The 26,335-nt window shown below is 71.8% G+C and carries 23 protein-coding genes; 14 read left to right on the top strand and 9 right to left on the bottom strand.

Annotated elements, in window-relative coordinates:
- The first annotated feature begins 335 nt into the window (after positions 1-335).
- Entirely contained in the window at positions 336-821 is a 486-nt protein-coding gene (locus FDM97_RS20995; RefSeq protein ID WP_137991952.1) for a hypothetical protein, read from the top strand.
- Between the two features lie 154 nt (positions 822-975).
- Here the strand turns inward: FDM97_RS20995 and FDM97_RS20990 are convergent, their stop codons facing one another.
- From FDM97_RS20990 to FDM97_RS35900, 3 genes are all read right to left on the bottom strand, one after another.
- Positions 976-1,536: a hypothetical protein gene (locus FDM97_RS20990; protein ID WP_137991951.1), complete on the bottom strand. Its 561-nt coding sequence runs from the start codon at positions 1,534-1,536 to the stop codon at positions 976-978.
- A 168-nt stretch (positions 1,537-1,704) separates the two neighbouring features.
- A complete protein-coding gene (locus FDM97_RS20985) occupies positions 1,705-2,469 on the bottom strand; it encodes a bestrophin-like domain (RefSeq protein WP_137991949.1) in 765 nt (254 codons plus the stop codon).
- 15 nt (positions 2,470-2,484) lie between these two features.
- Positions 2,485-3,036, bottom strand: a complete 552-nt coding sequence (locus tag FDM97_RS35900; protein WP_175438980.1) for a hypothetical protein — start codon at positions 3,034-3,036, stop codon at positions 2,485-2,487.
- A gap of 206 nt (positions 3,037-3,242) precedes the next feature.
- Between FDM97_RS35900 and FDM97_RS20970 the strand changes: the two genes are divergently transcribed.
- The 3 genes from FDM97_RS20970 to FDM97_RS20960 all read left to right on the top strand — a co-directional run bounded on the left by FDM97_RS20970 (position 3,243) and on the right by FDM97_RS20960 (position 7,462).
- Positions 3,243-4,223: an SCO0930 family lipoprotein gene (locus FDM97_RS20970; RefSeq protein ID WP_137991944.1), complete on the top strand. Its 981-nt coding sequence runs from the start codon at positions 3,243-3,245 to the stop codon at positions 4,221-4,223.
- 267 nt (positions 4,224-4,490) lie between these two features.
- Positions 4,491-5,303 (top strand): SAM-dependent methyltransferase, encoded by an 813-nt coding sequence (locus tag FDM97_RS20965; RefSeq protein ID WP_137991943.1) that lies wholly within the window; start codon positions 4,491-4,493, stop codon positions 5,301-5,303.
- Entirely contained in the window at positions 5,300-7,462 is a 2,163-nt protein-coding gene (locus tag FDM97_RS20960; protein WP_137991941.1) for a putative bifunctional diguanylate cyclase/phosphodiesterase, read from the top strand. Before FDM97_RS20965 ends, FDM97_RS20960 begins: the two co-directional genes overlap by 4 nt.
- Before the next feature lie 428 nt (positions 7,463-7,890).
- On the opposite strand, the gene FDM97_RS20955 is transcribed toward FDM97_RS20960, so the two are convergent.
- Positions 7,891-8,796, bottom strand: coding sequence for a LysR family transcriptional regulator (locus FDM97_RS20955; RefSeq protein ID WP_137991940.1), 906 nt, complete (start codon positions 8,794-8,796; stop codon positions 7,891-7,893).
- A 72-nt stretch (positions 8,797-8,868) separates the two neighbouring features.
- Between FDM97_RS20955 and FDM97_RS20950 the strand changes: the two genes are divergently transcribed.
- From FDM97_RS20950 to FDM97_RS20935, 4 genes are all read left to right on the top strand, one after another.
- The gene (locus FDM97_RS20950) at positions 8,869-9,585 is read left to right on the top strand and encodes a succinate dehydrogenase (protein WP_137991938.1); all 717 of its coding nucleotides are present in this window, start codon (positions 8,869-8,871) and stop codon (positions 9,583-9,585) included.
- 1 nt (position 9,586) lies between these two features.
- Complete coding sequence (locus FDM97_RS20945; RefSeq protein ID WP_137991937.1) at positions 9,587-11,530, top strand: fumarate reductase/succinate dehydrogenase flavoprotein subunit; 1,944 nt, start codon at positions 9,587-9,589, stop codon at positions 11,528-11,530.
- Positions 11,527-12,276, top strand: a complete 750-nt coding sequence (locus FDM97_RS20940) for a succinate dehydrogenase/fumarate reductase iron-sulfur subunit (RefSeq protein ID WP_137991936.1) — start codon at positions 11,527-11,529, stop codon at positions 12,274-12,276. Before FDM97_RS20945 ends, FDM97_RS20940 begins: the two co-directional genes overlap by 4 nt.
- 63 nt (positions 12,277-12,339) lie before the next feature.
- On the top strand, positions 12,340-14,094 hold the full coding sequence (locus FDM97_RS20935) for a serine/threonine-protein kinase (RefSeq protein ID WP_137991934.1): 1,755 nt from the start codon (positions 12,340-12,342) through the stop codon (positions 14,092-14,094).
- A gap of 108 nt (positions 14,095-14,202) precedes the next feature.
- Here the strand turns inward: FDM97_RS20935 and FDM97_RS20930 are convergent, their stop codons facing one another.
- Together FDM97_RS20930 and FDM97_RS20925 are read right to left on the bottom strand one after the other, a co-directional pair.
- Positions 14,203-16,545 carry an ATP-binding cassette domain-containing protein gene (locus FDM97_RS20930; RefSeq protein ID WP_137991933.1) on the bottom strand — a complete coding sequence of 781 codons (2,343 nt, stop codon included), beginning with the start codon at positions 16,543-16,545 and terminating at the stop codon, positions 14,203-14,205.
- A 9-nt stretch (positions 16,546-16,554) separates the two neighbouring features.
- A complete protein-coding gene (locus tag FDM97_RS20925; protein WP_137991931.1) occupies positions 16,555-17,574 on the bottom strand; it encodes an MsnO8 family LLM class oxidoreductase in 1,020 nt (339 codons plus the stop codon).
- Positions 17,575-17,621: 47 nt separating this feature from the next.
- Between FDM97_RS20925 and FDM97_RS20920 the strand changes: the two genes are divergently transcribed.
- Entirely contained in the window at positions 17,622-18,110 is a 489-nt protein-coding gene (locus tag FDM97_RS20920; RefSeq protein WP_137991930.1) for a phosphatase domain-containing protein, read from the top strand.
- A gap of 45 nt (positions 18,111-18,155) precedes the next feature.
- Here the strand turns inward: FDM97_RS20920 and FDM97_RS20915 are convergent, their stop codons facing one another.
- From FDM97_RS20915 to FDM97_RS20905, 3 genes are read right to left on the bottom strand one after another with little or no spacing between them, the layout of a single operon-like run.
- Positions 18,156-18,371, bottom strand: coding sequence for a dodecin (locus FDM97_RS20915; RefSeq protein WP_137991929.1), 216 nt, complete (start codon positions 18,369-18,371; stop codon positions 18,156-18,158).
- 33 nt (positions 18,372-18,404) lie between these two features.
- Positions 18,405-19,169, bottom strand: a complete 765-nt coding sequence (locus FDM97_RS20910; RefSeq protein ID WP_137991927.1) for a GntR family transcriptional regulator — start codon at positions 19,167-19,169, stop codon at positions 18,405-18,407.
- A gap of 31 nt (positions 19,170-19,200) precedes the next feature.
- Positions 19,201-19,968 (bottom strand): GntR family transcriptional regulator, encoded by a 768-nt coding sequence (locus FDM97_RS20905; protein ID WP_137991926.1) that lies wholly within the window; start codon positions 19,966-19,968, stop codon positions 19,201-19,203.
- Positions 19,969-20,152: 184 nt separating this feature from the next.
- On the opposite strand from FDM97_RS20905, the gene FDM97_RS20900 reads away from it, so the two are divergent.
- The 5 genes from FDM97_RS20900 to FDM97_RS20880 are packed head-to-tail and all read left to right on the top strand — an operon-like array spanning position 20,153 to position 26,191.
- A complete protein-coding gene (locus FDM97_RS20900; protein WP_137991924.1) occupies positions 20,153-21,418 on the top strand; it encodes an extracellular solute-binding protein in 1,266 nt (421 codons plus the stop codon).
- Positions 21,415-22,317, top strand: coding sequence for a carbohydrate ABC transporter permease (locus FDM97_RS20895; protein WP_137991923.1), 903 nt, complete (start codon positions 21,415-21,417; stop codon positions 22,315-22,317). The genes FDM97_RS20900 and FDM97_RS20895 overlap by 4 nt, the downstream gene beginning before the upstream one ends.
- A complete protein-coding gene (locus tag FDM97_RS20890; RefSeq protein ID WP_175439184.1) occupies positions 22,314-23,159 on the top strand; it encodes a carbohydrate ABC transporter permease in 846 nt (281 codons plus the stop codon). Before FDM97_RS20895 ends, FDM97_RS20890 begins: the two co-directional genes overlap by 4 nt.
- A gap of 9 nt (positions 23,160-23,168) precedes the next feature.
- A complete protein-coding gene (locus FDM97_RS20885) occupies positions 23,169-24,674 on the top strand; it encodes a beta-N-acetylhexosaminidase (RefSeq protein WP_137991921.1) in 1,506 nt (501 codons plus the stop codon).
- The gene (locus FDM97_RS20880; RefSeq protein ID WP_254705689.1) at positions 24,671-26,191 is read left to right on the top strand and encodes a cellulose binding domain-containing protein; all 1,521 of its coding nucleotides are present in this window, start codon (positions 24,671-24,673) and stop codon (positions 26,189-26,191) included. Before FDM97_RS20885 ends, FDM97_RS20880 begins: the two co-directional genes overlap by 4 nt.
- Positions 26,192-26,335: the final 144 nt, after the last annotated feature.

Below are 26,335 nucleotides of genomic sequence, written 5' to 3'. Positions count from 1 at the left end.
AAGGGGGACAGGGCGAACCGGCGATCAGGGCAGGGCGAACGGGTGGCCCGGTACCGGACGGGCACGAGTGAAGTGCTCGGCACTGTGGTACCCGACGGGCGGGCGGGTGACGGGGACGATGACCCATCCGAGTATTCGTCCGACAATCGTCCTGACGGTCTGTGACCTGCGGATCCGTCAGATCTGCGGGTTTTCCCCCGGCGTGTCGCCTCACCGAGGTGGACCAGTGCCGACATGCGCGGTTCCTCGCTGTTTGTGAGGGTTCGTCATGGAAGGCGTACTCGTCGAACTTCCCGGAGCACCGCTTTGGGGCGTCTTCCTCTGGAGGTTCAACCATGCGTGCTGCACGCACTCTGGCGGTGACCGCCACCGCGCTCGCGGCGGTCGGGCTCGCGGCCCCCCTCGCCGCCGCCACCAACGGGCCCAGCGATGTCACGATCAACCCCTCGGCCGTCCACCAGGGATCGACCATCACCATCACCGTCAGGGGCTGCGGCCACGGCGGCAAGGTGACGTCCAACGCCTTCCCGACGACCAACCTCTCGGTGAACTCCAACGGGATCTCCAGCGCGATCGGCCGGGTCTACAACCACGCCACGCCCGGGACCTACAACCTCGCCGTCAAGTGCAGCGACAACGCGAACGTGGCGACCCGCCAGTTCACCGTCCTCGAGGCGAAGGGTGCCATGGGCGGTATCGGCGGCTCGCTCGCCCCCAGCTCCACGGAGATGGCCCTCGGCGGTTCGCTCGTCGCCGCGGCCGCGCTCGGCGGCGGTCTGTTCATCGCCCGCCGGCGCCGTCTGGGCAGCGGAAGCGTCTGACCGGTCGAACCTCCCGGTCGGCCGTACACGCCCGTCGCCCCCGAATCCTGTTGCTCAGGACTCGGGGGCGACGGGCGTGTACGGCGTGGGGCCGGCGGGGCGCCGGGCTTCGTGGCCGGGTGGCGGGCCTCCGGGGGAGACACCGTCCCCGCCGTCAGTGGCGACGGCCGCGGTCGAGGTTCGACCGGCGCCGCACGAAGAAGAAGGTTCCGGCGGCCGCGGCGACGACCAGGCCGGCACCGGCCGCGAGCGTCCCCGTCTCGATCCCGTCGACGGAGCCGCCGACACCGCCCTGCACACCGCGCGGGGTGGTGAGGACGGTGGAGCTGATGGTCGGGGTCGGGGTGGTACCGCTGATGGTCAGGTTGACGGTGTCCGTGATCCCGCCGGTGCAGTTGAACGTGACCGTGTAGACGGCACCTCGCTTGGCGTCCCAGTCCACCGTGGCGGTGGCCGAGGACCCGGGGGCGATGGTCACCGTGTCGAAGATGCCGGCCGACGCGGTCGCCGTGCTGCTGCAGCCGGGGGCGCTGAGTGTCACCCGTCCGCCCGGTGCGACGAGGGACGGCGAGACGACGAAGTCGCCCGGCGCCTTCGCTCCGGCCGCCTTCGGGTTCGGTGCGGGTGCGCCGTCCGCCGCGGCGGCGACGGGGGCGGCCAGGGCGAGGGCGGCCGCCCCCACCAGGACAGTGGACGCGGCACGTATCGCGCGCATGGTGAATCCTCCGGGTCCCCGAGGGGCAGCTGCGGAAGCGGTTTCCGCGGAGGGCAGGGCATACCCCTCGATGCCCGAAACGCTAGGAGCCCTCTATCACAGCCGCGATCCCAGTCGGGCGAATGGGGCACGCATGTCCCCCGAGCGGCCTACACCACGGCCCCTCGCTCACTCGGTGAGCTGCGGGAACAGATCGGTGAACGGCGTGGCCGTCGCCGACATCCCTCGCCCGAACGGCGCGTCGAAGTCCCAGATCAGGAAGAGCAGGAAGGCGATGAGCGCGCTGAACAGACCGGCGAGCAGCAGTTCACGGCCCGTGCGCCGGATCTGCAGGGTGAAGATCAGGCCGACGGTCACCAGCGCTCCGGTGATCAGACCGAACCACACCACCCCGGGCATGGTCTCCCCGGCGTTCTGGCCGCGGGCGCCCCGGGCGTCGTCGACCAGCGCCACCTGGTCCACCAGCGGCTGATACGCCTGCCCCTCGTGGTCGGTGGCCGGCTGGTAGTCGGTCACACTCCGGCGCAGCTGCTCCAGGAGCCGGGTGCCCTCCTCGCTGAGCTCGCCCTGCTCGGCCATGTGACGCCACTCCTCGTCGACGACGTACGAGACGTACGCCTCCACGTCGGAGCGGATCCGGGTACGGACGTCGGCCGGGTAGACCTCCACCCGGGCCGAGATCTCGTGCAGCGCCTGGGCCTCCTGGCGCACGGTCTCCTGGGCCGCGCCACGGGCCTCCCAGACACCGGCGATGGCCAGACCGAGGACGATCGCGTAGATCACGCCGATCATCATCGTCATGTACTCCATGACGTCGGGTGTCTCGGTGGGGTCGTCGTCATCCGGGATCCTCCGGTGGTTGATGACGACGATGGTGAGGACGACGGCGCAGGCCGCGGCCATCGCGAGGGTGAGTACAAGCCATTCGGACATGGATTCCTCCGGGGCTCAGCGGGAACGGGGACGCAGGATCGCGGTCGCCAGCACCGCGGGAGCGACGATCAGCAGGGTCATGGACACGAGCGAGGAGGCGCCCTCGGGCTCGGGCCGCGAGGCGCGGCGGTAGGCGGGCAGGGCGACGGGCGGCGCGGCCGGCGGCCGGGCGCGCAGCGACGGCGTGGCGGGCGCGGGGGGCGTGGGGGACGGCGGTGGGGGAGAGGGCACCTCGGGCGCCGGGGTGGGCGCGGGCGCGGGCGCGGCCGGCGGTGCCGGCTTCGGTGGGTCCGCCTTCGGCGGGGGTGGCGGGTCCGCGCGCTCGGGAGGGGGAGACGGTGGCGGCGTCGGCGTCGGCGTGGGCGTGGGCGACGGCCGCGGCGGGGGAGGAGTCGGCGTGGGCGAGCACGCGCCCGGCCCGATGACCGCGACCGAGGTGTGCGAGCCGCCGGGCCCGGTCGTGGCGTAGGCGCAGGCATCGGCGGCGGCGGGCGCCGGAGCGGCCAACAGCCACAGCAGCGCCGCGGCCGTCAGAGGCCGCGCGAGGAACGATCCGTACAGAGACACGCCGAAGATCATGATCACAGTCCCCGCCCGGCAGGCCCGGAATGGCGCGGATTCCCCGGATGGAGGGGATCTGCAAGGGCGTGGCTTGACGTTTCTCCGGAAATTTCTTCGCCGCCCTTTGAGCGCGGCGCGCCACCGCTCCGTATCCAATGCCGGGAACGGCGTCCAAAGCCACTCCAACAAGCGATGAAGCAACGGGAGTTGACATGAAGACCTGGGGGAACGCGGCACGCGCGCTCACCGCGGCGGCCGTCCTGGCGCTGACGACGGCGTGCGGTCAGGAGCAGGGGGAGTCGACGCTGGGCGGTCAGCCCGCCGGAGCGGTGAACCCGGCCGGCGCACCCGCCGACAGCGGCTACGGCTCCAGTGGATACGCCTCCGGGGGCTACGGGTCCGGCAGCGGTGAAGAGGCCGAACCCGCAGGACAGTTGGCGGTGTCGGACACCAAGCAGCTCGGCAAGGTGGTCACCGACAGCGAGGGTTTCACGCTCTACCGCTTCGACAAGGACTCGTCCTCCCCGCCCCGGGCCACCTGCGAGGGCGACTGCGCCAAGGCGTGGCCCGTGGTGAGCGCCGACGGCGCCAAGGCCCCGGCCGGCGTGGACGCCTCACTGCTCGGCGAGGTCACCCGTGCCGACGGCAGCAAGCAGCTGACCCTCGGCGGCTGGCCGATGTACCGGTATGCCAAGGACACCAAGCCGGGCGACCTCAACGGCCAGGGAGTGGGCGGCACCTGGTTCGCCGCCGCTCCGGACGGAAAGAAGGCGGCACCGGGTGCCGGTGAGGAGGAGAGCGAAAACGGCGGAGAGGATTCCGGTACGGACGCCGCCGGGCTCTCGGTCCGCAAGGACCCCAAGCTCGGTGAGATCGTGGTGGATTCGCGAGGAATGACGGTTTACCGCTTCAAGAAGGATTCCGCCTGGCCCATGAAGACCGCCTGTACCGGGGCCTGTCTGGAGAAGTGGCCGGTTGTCGCCCCTGTCGACAAGAATGACACCGACGGCATCAACCTGAAGGGCTTCGTCACCTTCAACCGGCCCGACGGCATCAAGCAGCAGACGATGGACTGCTGGCCCCTCTACACCTTCGCGGGCGACAGCGAGCCCGGAGACACCAACGGCCAAGGTGTGGGCGGTACCTGGTACGCCGTGTCCCCCGAAGGAAAGCTGGTCGGAGCGCCCAAGTAGGTCCCCCGCGCCGCGCTTCCGGCCGGCCGGCCCGCCGTCGCACCTCGCGTGACGGCGGGCCGGCGCACGTCCGGATGCACGTGAATGTGCACGGGCCGAAGGCGTGAACTCTGCGCTCGTACTGCACGTGCCAATGGCGTGTGACCAAGAACGGACCGCGAATTTCCGTTTCTGCTCGCTCTCCCGGCGGGCGATCAGTAGCCTCGGCTCGAACAGCGGCCGCGAACGCATGGCCGTATCCCCCGTGGCGACTTGTTGGAGACTTTGATGGAGCGTCCCGCCTGGGCTCCGCCCGGTATCGATATCTCGGTCCCGAGCGTGTCCCGTATGTACGACTTCTATCTGGGCGGCTCGCACAATTTCGAGGTGGACCGGGAAGCGGCCCGGAAGGCCATGGAGTTCATGCCGGGACTCCCCAAGATCATGCAGGCGAACCGCGCCTTCATGCGCCGCGCCGTACGTTTCGCCGTGGACAACGGCGTCACGCAGTTCCTCGACATCGGCTCCGGCATACCGACGTTCGGCAATGTCCACGAGGTCGCCCAGGCCGCCTCCCCGGAAGCGCGCGTGGTGTACGTCGACCACGACCCGGTCGCCGTCGCGCACAGCCGCGCCGTCCTGGAGGGCAACGACCGCGTCGCCGTCGTCGCGGCCGACCTGCGCAAGCCGCAGGAGATCCTCGGCAGCCCCGAGGTCGGCCAACTCCTCGACCTGGACAAGCCGGTGGCGCTGCTGCTGGTCGCCGTCCTGCACTTCCTGGAGGACGAGGACGAACCGCGGCGGGCCGTCGCCGACCTCCTCGACGCCCTCGCGCCCGGCAGTCTCGTCGTACTGACCCACGCCTCCTACGAAGGCATCCCGCTGACGCAGGAACAGGCCGCGGGCACCGTCGGGGTCTACCGGAACATCCGCAACCCTCTCGTCATGCGCTCGCACGCCGAGATCGCCCGCTTCTTCGAGGGGTGCGCACTGATCGAGCCCGGGCTGGTGTCCATGCCCGACTGGCGGCCCGACAGTCCCGCCGAGGAGGAGGATCCATTCGCCTTCTCGGGCTTCGCAGGGGTGGGGCGCAAGGCGTGAACGTGCCGTCGCAGCCGTCCGGTTCCGGCGCGGAACCGGACGGCCTCGAGGACAGACTCAGGCGGTTCGTGACCATCTGGAGCCGGGCCATCTTCCCGGTCACGGCCACCTCGCTGACCCGCGCCGAGTTCGAGCAGCACCTGCTGCCGCTCGCCCGCGAGCTGCGTACCGCGCTGCACGACCGGCCCTTCGACACGGCCCCCGCGTTTCGCACCGGAGTCGCGCTCGTGGGCGTCCACTGCACGGACCCGGACGCGCTCAGCCGCACCCTCGGGGTCATCGACTCGTACCTGGTGCTCTACTGCGGCGAGGAGGACGGCAACTCCACCGAGGAGCTGCGGGCCCGCTGCGCCCGGCTCCAGCACGCCATGGCCGCCGGCTTCGCCCAGGCCCTGCGCGAGCGGACCCTCGCCGAGCAGGAGGCCATCGCCCGTTCCGCGCTCAGCGCCCGCAGCGCCGCCGAAGTCGCCCTGCACGCCACCGAGAGCCGCTTCCGGGCGGTCTTCGACGGAGCGGCGATCGGGATCGGCATCGCCGACCTCGAAGGGAACGTCCTGGAGGTCAACGAGACCCTCACCCGGATGTTCGGCGGCCTGGAGCACCAGGTCCTCAGCCGCAACGTCAGCGAATGGGCCCACCCCGAGGACGGCCCGCACGTCTGGAAGCTCTACGAGGAACTCGTCCGCGGCGAGCGCGAGCACTACCGCGTCGAGAAGCCGTACTTCCGCGGCGACGGCACGGTCCTGTGGACGAACCTCACCGTCTCGCTGCTGCGCGACGCCGAGGGCTTCCCCCAGTACCAGCTGGCACTGATGGAGGACACCACCGAGCGGCGCCTGCTCAACCTGCGGCTGCGGTACGAGGCGACCCATGACGCGCTCACCGGCCTGCCCAACCGCACCCTCTTCTTCGAGCGCCTGGAGAAGGCGCTCGCCCCGGCCGACAGCCGCTTCGGGCTCTGCTACCTCGACCTCGACGGCTTCAAGGCCATCAACGACAGCCTCGGCCACTCGGCCGGCGACCGGCTGCTCGTCGAGGTCGCCGACCGGCTCCAGTCCTGCGCCACCGCCCCGGGCGAGATGGTGGCCCGGCTCGGCGGCGACGAGTTCGTCGCCCTGACCACCGGCCCGCACACCGAGCGGGACGTCGCCGAGCTGGCGAACCGCATCCTCGCCGCTCTCGCCGCCCCCATCCGGCTCGACGGCCGTGAACTGACCGTGCGGGGCAGCGTCGGCGTCGTCGAGGGACCGGCGGGGGAGCGCACCCCGGCCGAGGTGCTGCGCAGCGCCGACATCACCATGTACCGGGCCAAGGCCGCGGGCGGCAACCGCTTCGAGTTCGCCGACGCGGAGGCCGACGCCCGCGCGATCACCCGCCACGGGCTGACCACGGCGCTGCCGGCGGCCCTGGAACGCGGCGAGTTCTTCATCGAGTACCAGCCGCTGGTGCATCTGGGCGACGGCAGCGTGCACGGCGCCGAGGCGCTCGTACGGTGGTGCCATCCGCAGCACGGAGTGCTCGGGCCCGACCGCTTCATCCCGCTCGCCGAGAACACCGGCCTGATCGTGCCGCTCGGCCGCTGGGTCCTCCAGGAGGCCGTACGCCAGGCCCGCTTCTGGCAGACCCGGCACTCCGACGGCGGCCCGCTGCGCATCAACGTCAACCTCTCGCCGACGCAGCTGCACCACCCGCGCCTGGTCGCGGACACCGTCGACGTCCTGGAGCGCTCGGGCCTCGAACCGGGCGCGCTGTGCCTGGAGGTCACCGAGTCCGCGCTGATAGGCGCGGACGACGACCTGCTGAAGCCGCTGCGGCAACTGGCCGAGATGGGCGTGGACATCGCGCTGGACGACTTCGGCACGGGCTACTCGAACCTGGCCAACCTGCGCCGGCTGCCGGTGAGCGTCCTCAAGCTGGACCGTTCCTTCACCCAGGGCATGCAGCAGCACCCGGCGGACCCGGTCGACCTCAAGATCGTGGAGGGGATCGTCTCGCTGGCGCACAGCCTGTCGCTGGCGGTGACGGTCGAGGGGGTGGAGACGGGGGCGCAGGCGCAGCAGCTCCGGGACCTGGGCTGCGACACGGCCCAGGGCTGGTACTACGCCCGCCCGGGCGCCCCGGACCGCATCCACTCCTTGCTCCTCGCGGACGCGGTGTAACGACGCGGGGGCGGCACCGATCGCGGACCTCGGCCCCACCGGGCCGGCGCCCACCCGCGCCCCCACGCCGTTGTGACCTTCCTTCCGCTGGGCCGGTGCCGCCCCTACGCCCGCCACCTCCGTTGTGGGCATTCGTTCCGCTGGGGCGGTGCCCGCCCCTACGCCCGCCACCTCCGTTGTGGGCATTCGTTCCGCTGCGGCGGTGCCCGCCCCTACCCGGCCACCCACGCCCGTTGTGGGCAATTGTTCCTCCCCCAGACTCCGTCCGGGGGGACCCCCAGGCGGAACGGGTGGGCACAACGGACGGCGCCCTTGCCGGGCCCAGGCTCCCCGTGCCTGGGGTGCCCACGGGTGCGGCGCCGTCGTGGGTTGTGCCCACCCGTTCCGCCCTGCGGAACGCCTGCCCACAACCGGCGGACGACGCCCTGTCAGGGCTCGGCGTGGGGTCCCGGGCGGGAGGACATCAGGAGGCGTTGGAGTTCGCGGGCCGCCCGGGGCGGAGCCACGTCGCTGCGGTGCGCCAGCGCGATCGTGCGCCGCAGGCCCGGGCGCGCGAGGGCCGTCACCCGCAGGTCGCGACCCGCCCGGGCCGCCACCATGGCCGGGACCACGGCCACCCCCAGACCCGCCCGTACGAAACCGAGGACCGCGTCCATCTCGCCGCCCTCCACCGTGAACTGCGGCTCGAAGCCCTCCGTCCGGCACGCCGCCACGGTCAGCTCCCGCAGGTCGTAGCCGTGCCGGAACATCACCAGCGGCTGCTCGCGCAGATCCGCGATCCGCACCGGCCGCCCGGGCGCCGGCGCCGACGCCGCCGCACTCGACACCACCACCAGGTCCTCGCGCAGCAGCTCCACCGTCGTCAGCGCCGGTGACGGCGTCGGCAGCGGCAGCACCACCAGCGCCAGATCGAGCGCGCCGCGCGCCAGCTCCCGTACGAGATCGTGCGAGCCGCCCTCCTCGATGAGCAGCCGGATCCCCGGGTGCAGATCGTGGAAGGCGCGCAGCACGTCCGGCAGGAGCCCCGTGCACAGGCTCGGTGTCGCGCCCAGCCGCACCCGCCCGCGCCGCAGCTGCACCAGCTCCTGCACCTCCTGCCGGGCGGTGTCCGTGTCGGCGAGGATCCGCCGGGCCAGCGGCAGCAGCGTCTCGCCCGCGTCGGTCAGCGCGATGTTCCCCCGAGCCCGGCTGAACAGCTCCGCCCCCAGCTCCGTCTCCAGGGCCTTGATCTGCTGCGAGAGCGAGGGCTGCGACACGTGCACCCGCTCCGCGGCGCGCGTGAAGTGCCGGGTCTCGGCCACGGCCACGAAGTACAGAAGCTGCTGGAACTGCATAGGCTCAGCCTATCGACATGAGCCGGACCATGTCTTGGACCTCTCGGGCCCTTCGCCCCTAGCGTCGACGGCATGGCTCTGGCAACGACGAAGACGGACCGACAACCGTCCCCGACCCGATCACCCGGCTTCTGGTCATCGACCATCGGCAAGAAGACCGTCATGGCCGTCAGCGGCCTGATCATGCTCGGCTATCTGCTCGCCCACGTCATGGGCAACCTGAAGGTCTTCCTCGGCCCCGAGGAGTTCAACGCCTACGGCCACTGGCTGCGCACCATGGGCGCCCCCGTCCTGCACCACTCCTGGGCCCTCTGGCTCGTCCGGATCGTGCTGCTCGCCGCCGTGGTCGCCCACGCCGTCTCCGCGTACCAGCTCAGCCGGCGCGACCTCAAGGCGCGCCCCACCGCGTACGTCCACCGCCGCAAGCGGTCCTCCTACGCCACCCGCACCATGCGCTGGGGCGGCGTCATCCTCGCCCTCTTCATCGTCTGGCACGTCCTCGACCTGACCACCGGCACCGTCCACCCCGGCGGCTTCCAGGAGGGCCACCCGTACCAGAACGTCGTGGACACCTTCTCCACCTGGTACGGCAACGTCATCTACATCGTCGCCATGCTCGCCGTCGGGCTGCACGTCCGCCACGGCTTCTGGAGCGCCGCCCAGACCCTCGGCGTCGGCAACGCCCGCCGCGAGCGGCTCCTCAAGACCCTCGCGAACGGCATCGCGCTCGCCCTGACCGTGGGCTTCGTCTCCGTACCCGTCGCCGTCATGACCGGAGTGGTGAGCTGACATGAGCTTCCTCGACTACACGACCGGCGCGCCGATCGCCGATGCCAAAGCCCCCGCCGGCCCCGTCGCCGAACGCTGGGACACCCGCCGCTTCCAGGCCAAGCTGGTCAACCCCGCCAACCGGCGCAAGCACACGGTCATCGTCGTCGGCACCGGACTCGCCGGCGGCTCCGCCGGCGCGACCCTCGCCGAACAGGGCTACCACGTCGTCCAGTTCTGCTACCAGGACTCCCCGCGCCGCGCCCACTCCATCGCCGCACAGGGCGGCATCAACGCCGCCAAGAACTACCGCAACGACGGCGACTCCATCCACCGCCTCTTCTACGACACCGTCAAGGGCGGCGACTTCCGGGCCCGCGAGTCCAACGTCCACCGCCTGGCCCAGATCTCGGTCGAGATCATCGACCAGTGCGTCGCCCAGGGCGTGCCCTTCGCCCGCGAGTACGGCGGCCTGCTCGACACCCGCTCCTTCGGCGGCGTCCAGGTCTCCCGTACCTTCTACGCCCGTGGCCAGACGGGCCAGCAGCTCCTCCTCGGGGCGTACCAGGCGCTGTCCCGCCAGATCGCGGCCGGCAACGTCGAACTGCACGCCCGGACCGAGATGCTGGACCTGATCGTCGTCGACGGGCGGGCGCGCGGCATCGTCGCCCGCGATCTGGTCACCGGCGCGATCTCCACCCACTACGCGGACGCGGTGGTCCTGGCCAGCGGCGGCTACGGCAACGTCTTCTACCTGTCGACGAACGCCATGAACTCCAACGCCACCGCCGTGTGGCGCGCCCACCGGCGCGGCGCGTACTTCGCCAACCCCTGCTTCACCCAGATCCACCCCACCTGCATCCCGCGCACCGGCGACCACCAGTCCAAGCTCACGCTGATGAGCGAGTCGCTGCGCAACGACGGCCGCATCTGGGTCCCCAAGGCGAAGGGCGACACCCGCCCCGCCGCCGAGATCCCCGAGGACGAGCGCGACTACTACCTGGAGCGGATCTACCCCTCCTTCGGCAACCTCGTCCCGCGCGACATCGCCTCCCGCGCCGCCAAGAACGTGTGCGACGAGGGCCGGGGTGTCGGACCCGGCGGCCAGGGCGTCTACCTCGACTTCGCCGACGCCATCCGGCGCATGGGCCGCGGGGCCGTCGAGGAGAAGTACGGCAACCTCTTCGACATGTACGAGCGGATCACCGCCGAGAACCCGTACGAGGTGCCGATGCGGATCTACCCCGCCGTGCACTACACGATGGGCGGACTCTGGGTCGACTACGACCTCCAGACCACCGTCCCCGGTCTCTTCGCCATCGGCGAGTCCAACTTCTCCGACCACGGCGCCAACCGCCTCGGCGCCTCCGCGCTGATGCAGGGCCTCGCCGACGGCTACTTCGTCCTGCCCTCCACGATCAACGACTACCTCGCCCGCAACCCGCTCGCGCAGGCGGTCACCGACGACCACCCGGCGGTACGGGAGGTCCTCGCCGAGACCGAGGACCGGCTCAACCTCCTGCTCTCGGTGGACGGCGACCGGACACCCGACTCCTTCCACCGCGAACTGGGCGAACTGATGTGGGAGTTCTGCGGCATGGCCCGCACGGACGAGGGCCTGCGCAAGGCGCTGAGGCGCATCCCCCGGATCCGCGAGGAGTTCTGGCGCCGCATCAAGGTGCCGGGGACGGGAGAGGAGTTCAACCAGTCCCTGGAGAAGGCCAACCGGATCGTCGACTACCTGGAGCTCGCCGAGCTGATGTGCCTCGACGCGCTGCACCGGGCCGAGTCCTGCGGCGGCCACTTCCGCGAGGAGTCCCAGACACCGGACGGCGAGGCCGCGCGGCGCGACGAGGAGTTCTCGTACGCCGCGGCCTGGGAGTTCCATGCGGGCGACGCGCCCGTCCTGCACAAGGAAGACCTCGTCTTCGAGTACGTCCACCCCACCCAGCGGAGCTACGCATGAAGCTCACCCTGCGCGTCTGGCGCCAGAAGAACGCCGACGCCCCCGGAGCCATGTCCACCTACGACGTGGACGGCATCTCCTCGGACATGTCCTTCCTGGAGATGCTCGACACGCTCAACGAGGAGCTCATCCTGCGCGGTGAGGACCCCGTCGCCTTCGACCACGACTGCCGCGAGGGCATCTGCGGCGCGTGCAGCCTGGTCATCAACGGCGACGCCCACGGCCCGGAGCGCACCACCACGTGCCAGCTCCACATGCGGTCCTTCCGCGACGGCGACACCATCGACATCGAGCCCTGGCGCGCCGCCGCCTTCCCCGTCGTCAAGGACCTGGTCGTCGACCGCTCCGCCTTCGACCGCATCATCCAGGCCGGCGGCTACATCAGCGCACCCACGGGAGCGGCCCCCGAGGCCCACGCGACCTCCGTTCCCAAGGCCGACGCCGACTTCGCCTTCGAGCACGCCGAATGCATCGGCTGCGGCGCGTGCGTGGCGGCCTGCCCGAACGGCTCGGCGATGCTCTTCACCTCGGCGAAGATCAACCACCTGAACGTCCTGCCGCAGGGCGCTCCGGAGCGCGAGACCCGTGTCCTGGACATGGTCGGCCGGATGGACGCGGAGGGATTCGGCGGCTGCACCCTCACCGGGGAGTGCGCGACGGCCTGCCCGAAGGGCATTGCGCTGCCGTCGATCGCGGCGATGAACAAGGAGTGGCTGCGGGCGACGCGGAAGGCGTCGCGCCGCTAGGCCCCCCCTCTATACTCCCTTGTGCTCCACCGGCAGGCCGCACAGGGGAGACACGGGGGAACGATGGCCGAGGCATACTCGACGACGGCGTTGGCTCTGGACGTCCTTGCGGTGGTGGGATCGGCGCTGGCGCTGCGCGCGGCGACACTGCCCTTGCTGACACGGGCTCAGCGGGCCGTACGGCGACAGGCGTTGGCGGACCCGGCCACGCCGCCCCGGACCGTTCCGGGTGCGGTCGTGGGGGAGCTGACCCTGGGAGTGGCCGGCGGCATCGTCCTGTGGGTTCTGATGCGCGCCGATGTCATCCACGGGTTCCACTTGCGGCGCCCGGTCGTTCTCGTGACCGGGCGATGGCTGTCGGACGACTACGGGTACGCCCTCGGCGTGGCGTGGTTCCTGTACGTCGTCATCGTCGTCCTGGTGTCCGTGGTCTGGCCGGTCCTGTGGGCCCGGACCCAGCGCACCCTGCTGACCACCGGTGTGCCCGGGGACTCGTGGACCTCGTCCCCCGCGGGGCGCCGGCGACTGGGGGGCCTTGTGGCCCTCCGCATCGCGCTGGGACTCCTTCTCCCGGTGGGTCTGGCCCTGGCGGCCGTCGCGTGCCAGGCCGTCGCGTACGGGGTGAGCCGGAGGTACCGGTACGGGGCCGGGGTCTCCGACTCCGGCGTCCCGAACTCCGGCGTCCCGGACTCCGGTGTCCCGGCCACCGGTATCCCGGACACGGGCGTTCCGGGCAGCGGCGTTCGGGCCCCCGTCGGGCAGACTCCCGTCGGGCAGGCCCTCGCCGACGCGCCCACGGCGGGGCCGGGGCCCGCCGGGCCCGCCGGGCCCGCCGGGCCCGCGCGGCCCGTCGCGTACGTACCGACGCAGTCCGACGCGAGCGCGAGCGCCGGCGCCCTGCCGCACATCGCCCACCAGCGACTCCGCCCGGGCGAGCCGCCGAGGATCGGCGACTACCGGCTGCTCGGCCGCATCGGAGCCGGAGGGATGGGCACGGTCTACCTCGCGCGGCGCGAGGGGGCGGCGACCCAGGTCGCGCTGAAGACCATCAACCCCGAACTCCTCGACAACGACGAACTGTTGCGCCGCTTCCAGCGCGAGGCCGAGGTGCTGTCCATGGTGTCCGGCGCCTACACGGCCCGCGTCCTCGACTCCGGTGTCGACGCCGGACGGCCGTACCTGGCCATGGAGTTGCTCGACGGCCGTCCCCTCGACGTCCATCTGCGGGAGCAGGGGCCGATCCGCACCCCCGAGGCGCTGCGGGCGCTGGCACTCGCGCTGGCCGTGGCACTGTCCGGGGTGCACCGGCTCGGCCTGGTCCACCGCGACCTCAAGCCCGCCAACATCATGCTGACCACGGCCGGGCCGCGCCTGCTCGACTTCGGCATCGCGGACCTCGTCGACGGCACCCGGCTCACCCGCACCGGCGCCGGGCCCGGAACCCTGACGTACATGGCGCCGGAGCAGTTCGGCGAGGAACGTGTCGGCCCGGCCGCCGACGTGTGGGCGTGGGCCTGCTGCGTGGTCTGCGCGGCACACGGCACCAGCCCTTTCGCGGCGACCAGTACGGGCGCGGTGATCCGCCGGATCGTGGACGGCGGTCCCGACCCCGCCGCGCTGGCGGCGGTGCACACCCTGGACCCGGAGCTCTCGGCCGCCGTCGCCCGGGCACTGACCGCCGACCCGGCCGCCCGCCCGGCGGACGGCGCGGCCCTGGTGGACGTGCTGACGACACACGGGAGTGCGCACCACGAGCCGACGCCGATGGACGCCGTCCGCGAGGAGATCACCCTGGGCTGGCGCACCCTGGCCCTCTGAGAACGACCGCCGACCGCGCCCACCGGTTCGAGTGCTTCGTACGACAGGCGCTGCTCTCCCGCCTCGGGGTGCACCGGGCGTTCCATGAGCAGCTGTGGACAGGGGTGTTCACGCGTCGAGCCGGGCCGCGAGATACGGCGCGGTCCGGCTCGACGCGGCCCGCGCCACCTCGGCCGGTGGGCCCTCGGCCACGATCCGGCCGCCCTCGTCGCCACCGCCCGGGCCGAGGTCGAGCACCCAGTCCGCCGTGGCGACCACGTCCATGTCGTGCTCGACGACGATCACCGAGTGGCCGGCCTCGACCAGGCCGTGGAGCTGGCGCATCAGGACCTCCACGTCGGCCGGATGCAGGCCGGTCGTCGGCTCGTCCAGGACGTAGAGCGTGTGCCCGCGGCGCAGCCGCTGGAGCTCGGAGGCGAGCTTGATGCGCTGGGCCTCGCCGCCGGAGAGTTCGGTCGCGGGCTGGCCGAGCCGGAGATAGCCGAGACCGACATCGAGCAGGGCGCGCAGGCTGCGCGCGGCGGCCGGGGTGTCGGCGAAGAACGCGGCGGCCGACTCCACCGTCAGGTCGAGCACCTCCGCGATGGTGAGCCCGCGCAGCCGTACCTCCAGGGTCCGCGGGTTGTAGCGGGCGCCGTGGCAGTCCGGGCAGGGCGCGTACGTGCTCGGCAGGAAGAGCAGCTCGACCGAGACGAAACCCTCGCCCTGGCAGGTCTCGCACCGGCCGCCGGGCACGTTGAACGAGAACCGCCCGGCCTTGTACCCGCGCGCCCGGGCCTCCTCGGTGGCTGTGAAGAGCTTGCGTACCACGTCGAACAGTCCCGTGTACGTGGCGAGGTTGGAGCGGGGAGTCCGGCCGATCGGCTTCTGATCGACCGTCACCAGGCGTTCCACGCCCGCCAGTTCCTCGGACAGTTCGCCCACCAGTGTCGACTTGCCCGAACCCGAGACCCCGGTGACCGCCGTCAGGACGCCGATCGGGAAGGCGGCTTCGAGATCCTTGAGGTTGTGCCGGGTGATCGGCCCCGTCCGCAGCCAGCCCGCGGGCTCGCGCACCGCCCGCGCGGGCTCCGGGGCACGGTCGAAGAGGAAGCGGCGCGTCGCCGACTCCTCCACCCCCGCCAGCTCATGGGGAGGCCCGCTGTACAGAACCCGGCCGCCGTGCACACCGGCCCGGGGGCCGACGTCGACGATCCAGTCGGCGCGGCGCACCACGTCGAGGTGGTGCTCGACCACGAACACCGAGTTCCCGGCCGCCTTGAGCCGCTCCAGGACCACCAGGAGCGCCTCGGTGTCGGCCGGGTGCAGACCCGCGGACGGCTCGTCGAGGACGTACACGACACCGAAGAGACCGGAGCGCAACTGGGTCGCGAGACGCAGCCGTTGCAGCTCGCCGTTGGACAGGGACGGTGTGGTGCGGTCCAGGCTCAGATAGCCCAGTCCCAGCTCGGTCACCGTCGCGATCCGGACGAGCAGGTCCTCGGTCAGGACCCGCGCCGTCTGCGAACCGTCGTGCGCCGCGAGGAGCCCCGCCAGTGCCGTCAGCGGCAGACCGGCCAGCTCGGCGATCGTCCGGCCCGCGAACGTCACCGCGAGCGCCTCGGGGCGCAGCCTGCTGCCCCCGCACACCGGGCACGGAGCGCTGGTCAGGAAGCGCTCCGCCTTCGCCCGCAGCGTCGCGCTCTTGGAGTCGGAGAACGTGTGCATCACATAGCGCCGTGCGCTCATGTACGTGCCCTGGTACGGGCGTTGGATGCGCCCCGCCTCCCGTACCGGATGGACCGTGACGACCGGCTGCTCGTCCGTGAAGAGAATCCACTCCCGGTCCTTCGCGTCCAGCTCCCGCCACGGCCGGTCGACGTCGTAGCCGAGCGTGTCGAGCACATCGCGGAGGTTCTTGCCCTGCCAGGCACCCGGCCAGGCGGCGATCGCCCCGTCCCGGATCGACAACTCCGGGTCGGGGACCAGCAGTTCCTCACCGGTCTCGTGGACCATGCCCAGACCGTGGCACGCGGGACAGGCCCCGGCGGCGGTGTTCGGCGAGAACGCGTCGGAATCCAGCCGCTCGGCCCCCGCCGGATAGGTGCCGGCACGCGAGAACAGCATGCGCAGCGAGTTGGACAGGGTCGTCACCGTACCGACCGAGGAGCGGGCGTTCGGCGACGAGCGACGCTGTTCCAGGGAGACGGCCGGCGGCAGACCCGTGATCTCGCCGACCTTCGGCGCGCCCACCTGGTGGATCAGCCGTCGTGCGTACGGCGCGACCGACTCGAAGTAGCGGCGCTGGGCCTCCGCGTAGATCGTCCCGAAGGCGAGCGAGGACTTCCCGGAGCCGGACACCCCGGTGAAGACGGCGATCGCGTCGCGCGGGATGTCGACGTCGACGCCGGCGAGGTTGTGCTCGCGGGCGCCGCGGACGCGGACGTACGGATCGTGTGGCGTGTCGGGCATTCCTCGATTCTAGGTGTTTGCCCTGGTCAGGCCCGCGACACGGGCAAGCCTGCGGTACGAGTCGAGCAGCGCCCCGCGCTCGTACGTACTGGTCGTCACCAGCACCTCCTGCGCCCCGCTCTCCTTGACCACCCGCTCCAGCGCGTCACCGACCTGCTCCTCCGTGCCGTACACGTGCCCCTTCAGCCCCGACTCGAAGAAGTCGCGCTGCTTCGGCGTCATCGCGAGCTCCTCGATCCGCTCGGCGGGCATCAGCGGCGGGAAGACGCCCTGGGTACGCGAGTACGCGAGCGACCACGCCTCCGGAACCAGCAGCCGCCGCGCCTCCTCCTCGGTCCCGGCGACCGCGACCGCGCCCGCGATCACGACGTACGGCTCCCCGGACCACGGGGAGGGACGGAAGGCGGACCGGTAGGCGTCGATCGCGCGCAGTATCCGCTCCCGCCCGCGCAGATCACCGATGACGAGCGGCAGCCCGGCCTCGGCGGCGATCGACGCGCCCTCACCGGTGGCGAGGACGTACGGAGGGACCCGCAGGCCCTCGGCGGGGCGGGCGTGCACCTGGGGGTGGGCGGTCTGCGTGCCCGTGAACCAGCCGAGCAGCTCGGCGAGCTCCTCGGCGAACCTGTCGGCGTCGTCCTTGTCCCGCCCGAGCGCCCGGCGTATGCCGTCCGTGAAGCCGACCGAGCGGCCGAGACCCATGTCGATCCGGCCGGGGAACAGCGACTCCAGGACACCGAACTGTTCGGCGACGACCATCGGCTGGTGGTTGGGGAGCATCACGCCACCGGTGCCGACCCGGATGGCGGAGGTGGCACCGGCGACGGCGGCGGCCAGCACCGCCGGCGCGGAGCCGGCCACGCCGGGCACGCTGTGGTGCTCCGAGACCCAGAACCGGTGATAGCCGAGCGCCTCCACCTCCCGCGCGAGCGCCACGGTGTCGCGCAGCGCCACGGAGCCGTCCTCGCCCTCCCGGGTCCGGGAGCGGTCGAGGACGGAGAAGCGGATGCCGTCGAGAGAAGAGGTCACGCAGGGTTCAACGCCCGGGCGCGGCGAGGATTCCCTACGCTGTCCGGGTGACGCGAAACAGCAGGCCCGTGGCCGTCTTCGACCTCGACAACACCCTCTCCGGCACCGACCACCGTCAGCACTTCCTCCAGCGCCGTCCGCGGGACTGGGACGCCTTCTTCGCCGCCGCGCCCCACGACCCGCCGCTCGCCCGGGGCGTCGCCCTGTGCCAGGAGGCCGCAGAGGAGTGCGAGGTCGTCTACCTCACCGGGCGCCCCGAACGCTGCCGCAGGGACACCGTCGCGTGGCTCGCCGCGCAGGGGCTGCCGGAAGGCCGGATCCACATGCGGCGGGGCAGCGACTTTCGTCCCGCGCGTCACACCAAGCTGGAGGTCCTGCGCCGGCTCGGCCGCGACCGCGAGATCCGGATGCTGGTCGACGACGACGAGCTGGTCTGCGACGCGGCCGAGGCGGCCGGCTTCGCGGTCGTACGGGCCCGGTGGGCGGCCGCGTCCGAGGAACTGCGCGACGCCCAGGGGAAGGGGGGCCGGACCTGACCTGTCGGCCCCGGACCTGACCTGTCAGTGCCGGGCCGACGCGTGTCAGGCGCCGTCCTCCAGGCGGAAGCCGACCTTCAGGCCGACCTGGAAGTGGCCGATCCCCCCGTCGACGAGGTGGCCGCGCACCTGCGTCACCTCGAACCAGTCGAGGCCGCGGAGCTTCTGCGAGGCCCGTTCGATGCCGTTGCGAATGGCCTGGTCCACGCTCTCCGTGGAGGTGCCGACGATCTCGGTGACGCGGTAGGTGTGGTTCGACATGAGGGCCGAACTCCTCTCGGTGGGGGTGAGGGCCTACTCCACCGTGCCCCACCACGCCCCCGTCCGCGACACGTCGGGCGCCGGGTGGTCGGCGGCGCCGTCGGCGAGGGCGAGCCGCGAGACGATCCGGTAGCGGTCGCCGCGGTACAGCGACCGGACGTACTCCACCGGCCGCCCTCCCGTGTCCGACGTGACCCGGTCGAAGAGCAGGGCGGGGGAGAGCACGGGGACGTCGAGCAGCGCGGCCTCCTCCTCGCTCAGGACCGTCGGCTCGATCGACTGGACCGCGTGGGCCGTCCTGATGCGACACTTCTCGCGCAGATGGGCGTAGAAGCCGCCCTCCATGTCGGCGGGGGTCAGGCCGGGGACCAGTTCGGCGGGGACGTGCAGATGCTCCAGGGCGATCGGAGCCCCGTCGACCTGCCGCAGCCGCGCCACGTACACCAGCTCCGCCGCGGGTGAGACCCTCAGCTTCCGGCCGATCCGGGCGCCCGCCCGTACGGTACGGAACTCCAGCACCGTGCTCGTCCAGCTGCCGTGGCTCCGGGGCGCGCCCGCCGCGTGGTCCTCGGCGACGAGCTCCTGGGTGATCTTGGCCGGTGCGACGAACATGCCGCGTCCGTGTTCCCGTACCAGGACGCCCGTCGCGACGAGTTCGTCGACGGCGGCGCGCAGGGTGGGGCGGGAGACGCCGAGCGTGGCGCACAGGGTGCGCTCGGAGGGGATGGCGTCCCCGGGGCGGCGCCCGTCGACCACGGCCAGCAGATGCTCCCGTACCCGCTCGCGCTTGAGCTCCATCGCGTGCCCTCCCCGGCCTGTCGTCCGGCGGTCAGTATGCATCCCCGGCCGTCGAGGAGGTCACGACGCCGTCGCGGGTGAAGTCGAGCCGGGAGACGATCCGGTAGCGGTCGCCCCGGTACACGGAGTGGACGTACTCCACCGGCCGGCCCGAGGTGTCCAGGGTGAGGCGTTCGATCAGCAGGGCGGGGGACAGGACCGGGACGTCCAGGAGGGCGGCCTCCGCCTCGCTCACGACGGTGGGCTCGATCGACTGCGTCGCCTCCCGGACGTGGATGCGGTGGTGGTCCCTGAGATGGTCGTAGAGGTCGCCGGCTTCCAGCTCCTGCGCGGTGAGCGCGGCGGGGACCAGGTCCGCCGGGATGTGCAGGTGCTCGATCGCCATGGGGGAGCCGTCGACCAGGCGGAGGCGGGCGATGTAGAGGAGCTCGGCGGCGGGGGAGAGGCGGAGCTTGCGGCCGATGCGCGCACCGGCCCGGAGCGTGGCGGACTCCAGGACCGTGCCGGACCAGCTGCCGGAGGCGCGCGGAACGGTGAACGCCCCGTTGTCCGGGGCGAGTTGCTGGGTGATCTTGGCCGGTGCGACGAACATGCCGCGTCCGTGTTCCCGTACCAGGGCGCCCGTCGCGACGAGTTCGTCGACGGCGGCGCGCAGGGTGGGGCGGGAGACGCCGAGCGTGGCGCACAGGGTGCGCTCGGAGGGGATGGCGTCCCCGGGGCGGCCCGCGTCGATCAGGCCCAGCAGATGTTCCCGTACGCGCTCTCTCTTCAGCACCCCGCCCGAGGGGCCGTCCTTCATGCGTTCTCCCTGACTGGTCAACTGGTAAGGCTCATCCTAACCAGACTTCCTGACCGTCGCATGGCCGCCGAGTGAGTGAACAGCGCATATTTTTCAAGGGGTTGACGGCCTCATTGGTCCATGCCACCTTCTGGTCACGCATCTGACCACTTGACCAATTGGTCAACTATTCTTCGAGGTGCCCGTGAACATCCGCTCCCTCGCCGGCCCTGTCGCCCTCGTGGCGACGCTGGCCCTCTGCGCCACCGCCACCGCCTGCGGCGCGACCGACGACCCCGCGACCGCCGGAGGAACAGGGAAGGTCACCGTCTGGATCATGAAGGACAGCGTCACCGACGCGTTCCTCACCCGCTTCCGCACCGACTTCGAGGCCACCCACCAGGGCATCACCCTCGACATCCAGATCCAGGAGTGGGACGGCATCGGCGAGAAGATCACCGCGGCCCTGGCCGGCAACGACGCCCCCGATGTCATCGAGGTCGGCAACACCCAGGTCGCGCAGTACGCGGCGAGCGGCGGCGTCCGCGACCTCAGCGCCAAGGTCGCCGAGCTGAACGGGGCCGACTGGCTGCCCGGACTCGCCGAGCCGGGGAAGGTCGACGGCAAGCAGTACGGCATCCCCTGGTACGCCGCCAACCGTGTCGTCATCTACCACAAGGACCTCTTCGCCCAGGCCGGCATCAGCGCCCCGCCCAAGACCGGCGCCGAGTGGCTCACCGTCACCGCCAAGCTCAACAAGGGCAAGACGCAGGGCATTTACCTCCCCGGGCAGAACTGGTACACGCTCTCGGGCTTCGTCTGGGAGGAAGGCGGCGACCTCGCCGTACGGGACGCCAAGGCGTGGAAGGGCGCGCTCGACACCCCGCAGGCCCTCGCGGGCATGGACTTCTACCGGCAGCTCCAGGCCCTCGGCAGGGGCCCCAAGGACTCCGACGAGGCCAAGCCGCCACAGGCCGACGTCTTCGCCAAGGGCGACGTCGCCCAGATCATCGCCGTACCCGGCGGCGCGAAGATCGTCGAACAGGCCAATCCGGCGCTCAAGGGCAAGCTCGGCTTCTTCCCGATCCCCGGCAGGACGGCGGACAAGCCCGGCGCGGTCTTCACCGGCGGCTCCGACCTCATCGTCCCCGAAGCCTCCGCCCACCCCGACGCCGCCTACGAGGTCGTCAAGGCGCTCGCCGGCGAGAAGTGGCAGACGGAGATGGCCAGGACCATGAGCTACGTCCCCAACCGCACCTCGCTCGCCCATGTGATCCGGGACGACGAGGGCACGGCGGCCATGGCCGCCGGCGCCGCACAGGGCCGCGCGACGCCCAACTCCCCCCAGTGGGCGGCCGTGGAGGCCACCAACCCGATCAAGCAGTACATGACCGCAGTGCTCACCGGCACCGACCCGGCGCAGGCGGCCAAGGCCGCGTCGGAGAGCATCACCAAGACCCTCGGCTCGTGAGCGGGCCGCGTCGCGGGGCCACCCTCAGGCCCTACCTCCTCGTCGCCCCGACCGTCCTCGGCGGCGCCCTGCTCCTCGGGTACCCCCTCGTCCGCAACCTGCTGATCTCCTTCCAGCACTACGGAATGGCCGAACTCATCCGGGGCGGAGCCTCCTTCGTCGGACTCCGGAACTACCGAACGGTCCTGACCGACCCGGAGTTCTGGGAGGTCGTCCGGCGCACCTTCTGGTGGACCCTCGTCAACGTCGTCCTGATCATGGTGATCGGCACGCTCGTCGCGCTGATGATGCGACGGCTCGGCCGGGGGATGCGGATCCTCGTGACGAGCGGGCTCGTCCTCGCCTGGGCGAGCCCCGTCATCGCCACCACCACCGTCTTCCAGTGGCTCTTCGCCTCCCGCCTCGGCATCGTCAACTGGGTCCTCGTACGCCTCGGGTTCACGTCCTTCGAGGGGTACTCCTGGCTCGCCGACGGCACGGCCGCCTTCACCGTCCTCGTCCTGCTCGTGGTGTGGCAGTCGGTCCCCTTCGCCGCCATCACCCTGCACTCCGCCCTGCTGACCGTCCCCGAGGAGCTGTACGAGTCGGCCCGCCTGGACGGAGCCGGGGCCTGGCGGATCTTCCAGTCGATCACCCTGCCGCTGGTGCGGCCGATCTTCGGTCTGGTTCTGTGCCTCGAAGTCATCTGGGTCTTCCGCTGCTTCGCCCAGATCTGGGCCGTCACCCGCGGCGGCCCCGGCGAGGCGACGACCACCCTGCCGGTCTACGCGTACCGGGTCGCCCAGTCGCTGCACCGCTACGACCTCGGCTCGGCCGTCTCGACGCTGACCGTCCTCATCCTCGTCGCCGTGCTGATCGCCTACTTCCGCCAGATGTTCCGGCAGGAGGCCGACCGGTGAATCCCCGCGCCCTGCGCCGGCTCAGAGTCCGACTCCCCTTGAACGCCGCCGCCCTGACGGTCTTCGTCCTCTGCGTCTTCCCGGTGTACTGGATGGTCTCCACGGCCTTCAAGCCCACCCCCGACATCCAGTCCGAGACCCCCGTCCTGCTGCCGACCTCCCTCACCCTGGAGCACTTCGCGCATGCCGTCGAGGCGGACGGATTCTGGCTCTTCTGGCGCAACAGCCTGATCGTCACGGCCGGTTGCGTCCTGCTCGCCCTCGTCGTGGCACTCGGCGCCGCCTTCGCCGTCGCCCGGATGCGCTGGCGCGGCCGGCGTGCCTTCGTCCTCATGGTGTTCATCGCACAAGTGGCGCCGTGGGAGGCGCTGTTGATCCCGATGTACGTCATCGCCCGGGACGCCGGCCTGCTCGACCGGCTGGTCACCCTGACCCTGATCTACTTCATGATCACCCTGCCGTTCACCATCGTCACCCTGCGCTCCTTCCTCGCCGCCGTCCCCGCCGAGCTCGAAGAGGCCGCCCAGGTCGACGGCTGCACCCGCGTCGAGGCCTTCCGCCGGGTGACCCTTCCGCTGCTCGCCCCCGGGCTGCTGGCCACCTCGCTCTTCGGCTTCATCACCGCCTGGAACGAGTACGCCTTCGCCAACATGCTCATCATCAAGAACCAGGACGACCGGACCCTGCCCGTCTGGCTCTCCTCCTTCTCCAACGTCTTCGGCACCGACTGGGGCGCCACCATGGCCGCGTCCACGCTCTTCGCCCTGCCCGTCCTCGCCCTCTTCCTGGTCCTGCAGGGCCGGGTCGCCGCCGGAATGACCGGCGGAGCCGTGAAGGGATAGCGCCCCGCCATGCCCGTGCCGCCCCAGCTCGTCCCGCACCCCACCCAACTCACGCTCCTTCCGGGAAGGTTCACCTTCGACGCCGCCACCGCACTCACGATCGCCCCCGGCGCCGAAGGCGCCGCGGAACTGCTGCGCACCCTGCTACGGCCCGCCACCGGCCTCCGGCTGCCCTCCCGCTCCGACGGCCCCGTCGTCCTCGCCCTCGACCCCGCCCTCACCGGTCTCGGCGACGAGGGGTACGGCCTCACCGTCGGCCCCGAGGGGGTCCTGCTGCGCGCCGCCCGGCCCCGGGGTCTGCTCGCCGGAGTCCAGACGCTCCGTCAACTCCTGCCCGTGCAGGCACTTCACGACGAGCCCGTCCGCGGCGTCGAGTGGTCCGTGCCCTGCGTACAGATCACCGACGTGCCCCGGTTCTCCTGGCGCGGAGCCATGCTCGACGTCGCCCGGCACTTCCGGCCCGTCTCCTTCCTCCGGAGGTACGTCGACCTCCTCGCCCTCCACAAACTCAACGTCCTCCATCTCCACCTCACCGACGACCAGGGCTGGCGCATGCCGGTCGCCGCCCGTCCCCGCCTCACCGAGATCGGCGGCCTCCCGCACGGCGGCGCCTACACCCGCTCCGAACTCGCCGGTCTGGTACGGCACGCGGCCGAGCGGGGGATCACCGTCGTGCCCGAGATCGAGATGCCCGGCCACGCCAGGGCAGTCCTGGCCGCCTACCCCGAACTCGGCAACCGGCCGGACCGCGCCCTGGGCGTCTGGGACCGCTGGGGCGTGTGCGACACCGTCCTCGGCGTCCACGACGAGGTCCTCGACTTCTGCCGCGAGGTCCTCGACGAGGTCCTCGACGTCTTCCCCTCGCCCCACGTCCACATCGGCGGCGAGGAGTGCCCGACCGCCGAGTGGCACGCCTCGCCCGTCGCCCGCCGCCGCGTCGCGGAGCAGGGACTCGACGGCCCGGACGCCCTGCACGGCTGGTTCATGGAACAGGTCGGGCGCCACCTCCTCGACGCCGGCCGCCGGCCGCTCGGCTGGACCGAGACCGGCGCCGACCTCCCCCCGTACTTCACGGTCATGCCCTGGCGGGACACCGCCCACGGGCGCACCGCCGCCCGCCGCGGCCACCAGGTCGTCATGGCCCCCCACCGCTCCACCTATCTCGACTACCCCCAGTCGGCGAGCCCCCACGAGCCGCCCGGCCAGCCGGGCGCCGTCGTCGACCTGCGAGCCGTCCACGGCACCGACCCCGCGCCGGCCCACTGGAGCCCGGCGGAGACCGCGCGGGTCCTCGGCACCCAGGCCCAACTGTGGACCGAGTACGTCCCCACCGCCGCGCACGCCGAGTACCTGGCCTTCCCCCGGCTCTGCGCCCTGGCCGAGACCGCCTGGACCGGGCGCAGGGACTGGGCCGGCTTCCAGGCCCGGCTGCGCCACCACCGGACCCGGCTCGACACCCTCCGGGTGCCGCGCCGCCTTTCCCCCACCTCCGTCCAAGGAGAGGAATCCCCATGAGTGACCGACCGACGCGTGTCCAGCCGACGAGCGCCCGACCGGCGGGTGCCCGACCGGCGGGTACCCGACCGGCGAGCGCCCGACCGGCGAGTGCCCGACCGATCGGCGCCGGCCTGCGGATACGCGCCGCGCTCGCCGTCGCCGCCGTGACCGGCCTCGGCGCCACCGCGCTGACCGCCCTCCCGGCCGCCGCGGCCGGCGAGGCCGTCACCGTCCAGTACCGGCAGAGCGCCACCGGGAGCGACCAGGTGGAGCCCTGGTTCAAGGTGGTCAACACCGGTGCGTCGAGCGTCCCGTTGAGCCAGGTGAAGCTGCGGTACTACTTCAAGGCCGACGCGGGAGCCTCGTACACCTACGCCTGTTCCTGGGCCGTGAAGGGCTGCGCCAACCTCACCGGCACCTTCGGTACGCTCGCCACCCCCACCGCGACCGCCGACCGCTATCTGGAGGTCGGCTTCACCGCCGGCGCGGGCAGTCTGGCGCCCGGCGCCGACACGGGCGACATGCAGCTGCGCTTCCACCGCTCGAACTGGCAGCCCCTGAACCAGAACGACGACTACTCCTTCGGGCCGACCCAGACGGCGTACGCGAACTGGAGCAAGGTCACCGCCACCGTCGGCGGCGTCCAGGTCTGGGGCACGGCGCCCGCAGGCAACGAGCCCACCCCCACCCCGACCCCCACGGACCCGACGACGCCGCCGCCTTCGGGGGCCGCGCTCTTCGACGACTTCGACTACACCGGCCACACCGACCCGGCGATCGCCGCCCACGGCTGGAGCGTGCGCTCCAACTCCGGCGGACCGGGCGTGCCCGGCGCCGTCTGGGCGCCCGAGAACGTCACCTTCGCCAAGGAGGGATCCAATTCGATCATGAACCTCAGGACCTCGACCGCCGGCACCGCCGAGTCCACCCGGCAGACCGAGATCCTCACCCGCTCCACGAAGTTCAGGAACGGCACCTACGCGGCCCGGGTCCACTTCTCCGACGCGCCGCTCTCCGGACCGGACGGCGACCACCTCGTCCAGACGTTCTTCACCATCAACGACCTCAAGGCGCCGATGGCGGACGACTACGCCGAGTACGACTTCGAGTACCTGCCCAACGGCGGCTGGGGCGAGCCCGCCAACATCCTCTACACCACCTCGTGGGAGACCTACCGGCCCGATCCCTGGGAGGCCGTCAACCAGCACTCCGAGGTCCGGGCGAGCTACGCGGGCTGGCACGACCTCGTCCTGACCATCGACGACAGCACGATCGTCTACTACGTCGACGGCCAGGAGTTCGGCCGGCACGACGCCCGCTATCTCCCCGAGCGCCCGATGTCCATCAACTTCAACCAGTGGCTGATCGACCTCGCCGGCCAGAGCTCCACCACCGCGCGCGCCTACGACCAGAAGGTCGACTACGTCCTGCACGTGAAGGACCAGGTGCTGACCCCGGCCCAGGTGGCCGCCAAGATCGCGACGTACCGCACGGCGGGCACGGCCTTCGAGGACTCCGTACCGGCCGTCCCGTAGCACCGGCCCCCGCCCCTACCGGGAGTAACGGGCGGGCGTGCACGGCACGCCTGCCCGGAACCGGATCGGCCGGGGCTTGACCAAGCGATTGGTCCAGACCAGAATCCAGGCCACATGTCCCGCGCGAACACGCCGTTCGGTCCC

Origin of the sequence: Streptomyces vilmorinianum, from assembly GCF_005517195.1 — a bacterium.
GTDB lineage: Bacteria > Actinomycetota > Actinomycetes > Streptomycetales > Streptomycetaceae > Streptomyces > Streptomyces vilmorinianum.
This window is presented reverse-complemented; position numbering and strand designations above follow the sequence as displayed.

Bases quoted from the DNA above. Each gene is read 5' to 3' on its own strand.
- FDM97_RS20995 (WP_137991952.1), top strand. From the start codon at position 336: ATGCGTGCTGCACGCACTCTGGCGGTGACCGCCACCGCGCTCGCGGCG.
- FDM97_RS20990 (WP_137991951.1), bottom strand. From the start codon at position 1,536: ATGCGCGCGATACGTGCCGCGTCCACTGTCCTGGTGGGGGCGGCCGCC.
- FDM97_RS20985 (WP_137991949.1), bottom strand. From the start codon at position 2,469: ATGTCCGAATGGCTTGTACTCACCCTCGCGATGGCCGCGGCCTGCGCC.
- FDM97_RS20970 (WP_137991944.1), top strand. From the start codon at position 3,243: ATGAAGACCTGGGGGAACGCGGCACGCGCGCTCACCGCGGCGGCCGTC.
- FDM97_RS20965 (WP_137991943.1), top strand. From the start codon at position 4,491: ATGGAGCGTCCCGCCTGGGCTCCGCCCGGTATCGATATCTCGGTCCCG.
- FDM97_RS20955 (WP_137991940.1), bottom strand. From the start codon at position 8,796: ATGCAGTTCCAGCAGCTTCTGTACTTCGTGGCCGTGGCCGAGACCCGG.
- FDM97_RS20950 (WP_137991938.1), top strand. From the start codon at position 8,869: ATGGCTCTGGCAACGACGAAGACGGACCGACAACCGTCCCCGACCCGA.
- FDM97_RS20945 (WP_137991937.1), top strand. From the start codon at position 9,587: ATGAGCTTCCTCGACTACACGACCGGCGCGCCGATCGCCGATGCCAAA.
- FDM97_RS20940 (WP_137991936.1), top strand. From the start codon at position 11,527: ATGAAGCTCACCCTGCGCGTCTGGCGCCAGAAGAACGCCGACGCCCCC.
- FDM97_RS20935 (WP_137991934.1), top strand. From the start codon at position 12,340: ATGGCCGAGGCATACTCGACGACGGCGTTGGCTCTGGACGTCCTTGCG.
- FDM97_RS20930 (WP_137991933.1), bottom strand. From the start codon at position 16,545: ATGCCCGACACGCCACACGATCCGTACGTCCGCGTCCGCGGCGCCCGC.
- FDM97_RS20915 (WP_137991929.1), bottom strand. From the start codon at position 18,371: ATGTCGAACCACACCTACCGCGTCACCGAGATCGTCGGCACCTCCACG.
- FDM97_RS20910 (WP_137991927.1), bottom strand. From the start codon at position 19,169: ATGGAGCTCAAGCGCGAGCGGGTACGGGAGCATCTGCTGGCCGTGGTC.
- FDM97_RS20905 (WP_137991926.1), bottom strand. From the start codon at position 19,968: ATGAAGGACGGCCCCTCGGGCGGGGTGCTGAAGAGAGAGCGCGTACGG.
- FDM97_RS20885 (WP_137991921.1), top strand. From the start codon at position 23,169: ATGCCCGTGCCGCCCCAGCTCGTCCCGCACCCCACCCAACTCACGCTC.
- FDM97_RS20880 (WP_254705689.1), top strand. From the start codon at position 24,671: ATGAGTGACCGACCGACGCGTGTCCAGCCGACGAGCGCCCGACCGGCG.